Origin of the sequence: Lunatimonas lonarensis, from assembly GCF_000390185.1 — a bacterium.
GTDB lineage: Bacteria > Bacteroidota > Bacteroidia > Cytophagales > Cyclobacteriaceae > Lunatimonas > Lunatimonas lonarensis.
This window is the reverse complement of record NZ_AQHR01000039.1, coordinates 1-3,507: the sequence shown is the minus strand read 5'-3', so window position 1 is coordinate 3,507 and position 3,507 is coordinate 1. Positions and strand designations below refer to the sequence as shown.

The window sequence follows — 3,507 nt, the reverse complement described above, 5'->3', positions numbered from 1 at the left end:
GTTTTTAAACTATTTTACGTCCGATTAATTTAGGGGCCAAAACACCAACTATACCCCTTACCGCTTTGGTCACAGCGGGTCAACGTCTTTCGCTGTCTACACGTCACGACATTTACAGGACAGTTCACCTATGTTGACCATACCCATGACTTCCCCGCACCTGAGGTTGGTGAGCAACAGGTATTCTTCGCAGCATCCCTTTATGGGCTATATTGTCCGGATAGCACCGCACAATCCCGTGGCCAGAAATGCATGTATCCATAGGCTACCTGTGATGGAACACAAGTTTTAATCGTTCATTGAACGTCAAACAGTTATCAAAGTGACTACTTGTCGCACTCCGGTGGTCCCGAGGGTCGGGATAAATAGTGAGGGCCACAACCTGAGCTGGTTAGCTCAGGTCGGGCCACTCGATTGTGGTGTCGTGTTTTTTTTATTCTTGAGAAATGAATTCAGTCCAAGACACAATTTGTGTGTTTTCTATCTTACTTAATACTAATAAATCAGAATCTCCTGTTATTAAGAAATCTGCTTTACCATCAATTGACAGACTCAATAAGAAATTATCTTTTGGATCCCTGCATTCATTGATTTTTGATTCCACCTTTATTAATTCCCCAAAAGTCTCGATTTGGGTCAGTAGTGTTTTGATCTCTGATTTTTTAAAAAATCTTTTGAATTTGGACCGTTCCGAAACCTCTAAAAACTCTTCAAGCAATTCTTGGGAAAATATTAGGGTCACTGCTCCAGATTCAAGAAGGACATCCAATTCCTTTTGTCTTTTGGAGATCAGAAAGCTAATCCACAGATTAGTATCTAAAATTACCCTTCTATTTTTCATACCGGGCTTTGCGGACTGCTTCAACCTCTTTAGTAATTTCTTCTAAACTTGGGGCTTCATCTGACTTACTCCTAAATTTTTTCAATACTTCAAAAAAAGCATTCTCAGATTTGTCTTTCTTAATCCTTATCAAATCCAAATTTGCCAGGTCTTTCAAAAGGGCTTTGGCCTTAGGATTCAATATATCAACTCTAATAGTTTCCATTTTTTTAATCTTTCTTAAAGATACGATTTTTTTAAATCGACGGTCATTTTTTCATGCACCACAACGTGATTCAGCCTGCCTGGCAGATAGGCTCGGAGACGGTGGGCTTTCGGAGCCGTTCGCTTCCTGCCTACTCCTAACTTGTTAAAGATACTAAATCTTCTTTTATTCTATTCCGTCCGCTGTCTTCCAAGGTGCTGTGTGTGCCCGGCATGGGATCTGGTATCGAAGATACCATAATATTCCAGAGGGTGCAATGCCTGTGCTCATTTCTCAGCATCCCTTACGCGCGGGGGTAACCCTGACCGTGTCAGGGCAGGGTGGGGTAGGAAGCCCTGGAGTCTCAGGATATGCTAGCAGCGAGACTGCAAACCCCGGTTCCAACGAACATGCCCGAGCACGGGAGTGCGAAGGGGACGCACGTAGTGCTGGATACTGAGGCCTGGCAGCCCTCGATAGCTATCGGGGGGATGAGGTAACACAGCATACTGACGTCCAAAGGGTGGGAAACCACCAAGTACCTGTCCGGTAGATCCAGTGGATATTGGGGGAAGGAATATGCCCTTACCCGGAGGACTGAGCGTTAATAAAATATCCGGTGGATATTTTTAGCGAAGGGCCAGCCTGCAGGGTGGGTTGGAACGGATTCGGTTTTTATGCGCCAAGAAGTCAGCAGACTTGTGCTGTGGCAACAGTAGGTCATAGTAACTGGAGCAACGAGCAGGGACTGCCGAAACCATATCCCTGACGGTCTCACAAACCAGTGGAAGCATGTCCCGACGCAGTAGGGAGACTGAACGCTGGATTACGTCCAAATTCGATGGGGAGCACCATATAGGGGCAGCCCCACCCTAAGAAGGGCCGAGCGTTAAGAAATCTTCCGGTGGAAGATTTTAGCGAGGGGCCGGGCAGTGGGGGAGCTTAACAGATTTAGCTATGATAGAAAAAGTACTCAACCGTAAGAACTTCTACAAAGCCTACCGCGAGGTAGTGCGGAACAAGGGTTCGGCAGGGGTGGACGGCATGCAGGTCACCGAACTGTTTTCCTACCTGGAAAACAACAGGGACAGGATTGCCACTTCCATCCTGAACCACACGTACGTACCTCAACCTATCAAGGGGGGGACGAAGCGGGAGCTTCGGGCCGGGCCGTGGGGGCTCCCCAAGAACAACGGAAAAACCAGATTATTGGGGGTTCCCACAGCAGTGGAAAGGTGGCTACAACAGGCGGTAAGCCAGGTACTGATGGCCAAGTACGAACTCACGTTCGAGGAGCACAGCTACGGCTTCCGCCCCGAAAAGAACATCCACAAGGCGGTAACACAGTCCCTGAAATATAGGGCCGAGCGTAAAGAAAATGTCCCTTAGGACCCCCGTACAGCTGTCGGGGTTAGCGAAGGAGCCGGGCAGCGGGTGGCATGGCTATCAGGACATTGTGGACATCGACCTCAAAGGGTTCTTTGACGAGGTTGACCACTCTTTACTGCTCCAACTGATCTACCAACGGGTAAAATGTCCGACCACTCCCGCATGGCGGGACAGGCACTGCGGCTCATCCGGAAATGGCTACGTGCACCCATCCAGATCAACGGAAAACTGCACAAACGTTGAAATGGAGCGTAGCGGAATTCATGAACACCGATAAAAACAAACCCCACGTGAATAAAAGGCGTGCCGCAAGGCTCGCCACTCAGCCCGTTACTGTCCAACATCCTTCTGGACTTATTGGACAAGGAACTGGAACGGAGAAACCTGAAATACGTCCGCTATGCGGACGACTTCAGTATCTACACCAAGTCAAAGAAGGAGGCCAGGAAAGTAGGCAACGAGATTTACCTCTTCCTGAGGGACAAGCTCAGGTTGCCCATAAACAGGGACGCCCGAGCACGGGAGTGCGAAGGGGGCGCACGCAGTGCTGCGGAATCCGAAGACCATCCGATTTCGAGCTGTTGGGACATGCATTTGTCCCGACATACGAGAAAGGGGTCAAGGGAGGGCCGAGCGTCAGAAAATCTTTCGGTGAAAGATTTCAGCGAGGAGCCAGCCTGCGCGCGGGGCTGGTAGTGAAAAAGAACAGCTGGGACTCTCTCAAACGCAAACTCAAGCAGATCACCAAGAAGACCAGACCGTACAGTTTCGAGGAAAGGTTACGGAAGCTGGCAGAAGTGTGGCGGGGATGGGTAAACAATTACCCCCCGATAGCTATCGGGGCAGTATCTCCGCAAAGCTGAAATCACTCGACGAGTGGCTAAGAAATGAGGGACGAATTCATGGTAAGCAGTCGGTTATCCCCCTTGTTGGTTTAGGCAGATGTTGAGGTATTTTTTTTCCATCGGTGAGGCAGCAGGTCTGAGAACCTGCCCCCGTATTCGGGATCGTTGATTTTCCTGAGCACATCAAGGAGCCATTCATATGGGTTGACCTGGTGCAGTTTGCAGGTGGCAAACAGGGAATAGATCAT

Annotated in this window: 6 protein-coding genes; 3 read left to right on the top strand and 3 right to left on the bottom strand. The window is 49.0% G+C overall.

The window, feature by feature from the left end; translation table 11 throughout:
- Positions 1-433: 433 nt before the first annotated feature.
- Both ADIS_RS04970 and ADIS_RS04965 read right to left on the bottom strand, forming a co-directional pair.
- A complete protein-coding gene (locus ADIS_RS04970; RefSeq protein ID WP_035804754.1) occupies positions 434-841 on the bottom strand; it encodes a putative toxin-antitoxin system toxin component, PIN family in 408 nt (135 codons plus the stop codon).
- Complete coding sequence (locus tag ADIS_RS04965; RefSeq protein ID WP_035804751.1) at positions 831-1,046, bottom strand: hypothetical protein; 216 nt, start codon at positions 1,044-1,046, stop codon at positions 831-833. The genes ADIS_RS04970 and ADIS_RS04965 overlap by 11 nt, the downstream gene beginning before the upstream one ends.
- Before the next feature lie 936 nt (positions 1,047-1,982).
- Between ADIS_RS04965 and ADIS_RS23395 the strand changes: the two genes are divergently transcribed.
- From ADIS_RS23395 to ADIS_RS23385, 3 genes are read left to right on the top strand one after another with little or no spacing between them, the layout of a single operon-like run.
- Positions 1,983-2,414 (top strand): reverse transcriptase family protein, encoded by a 432-nt coding sequence (locus tag ADIS_RS23395; RefSeq protein WP_010853256.1) that lies wholly within the window; start codon positions 1,983-1,985, stop codon positions 2,412-2,414.
- On the top strand, positions 2,404-2,691 hold the full coding sequence (locus tag ADIS_RS23390; protein ID WP_051113261.1) for a hypothetical protein: 288 nt from the start codon (positions 2,404-2,406) through the stop codon (positions 2,689-2,691). Before ADIS_RS23395 ends, ADIS_RS23390 begins: the two co-directional genes overlap by 11 nt.
- 26 nt (positions 2,692-2,717) lie before the next feature.
- Positions 2,718-3,110 (top strand): reverse transcriptase domain-containing protein, encoded by a 393-nt coding sequence (locus ADIS_RS23385; protein ID WP_238325379.1) that lies wholly within the window; start codon positions 2,718-2,720, stop codon positions 3,108-3,110.
- A gap of 238 nt (positions 3,111-3,348) precedes the next feature.
- On the opposite strand, the gene ADIS_RS23655 is transcribed toward ADIS_RS23385, so the two are convergent.
- Positions 3,349-3,507, bottom strand: a complete 159-nt coding sequence (locus tag ADIS_RS23655) for a transposase domain-containing protein (RefSeq protein ID WP_010853254.1) — start codon at positions 3,505-3,507, stop codon at positions 3,349-3,351.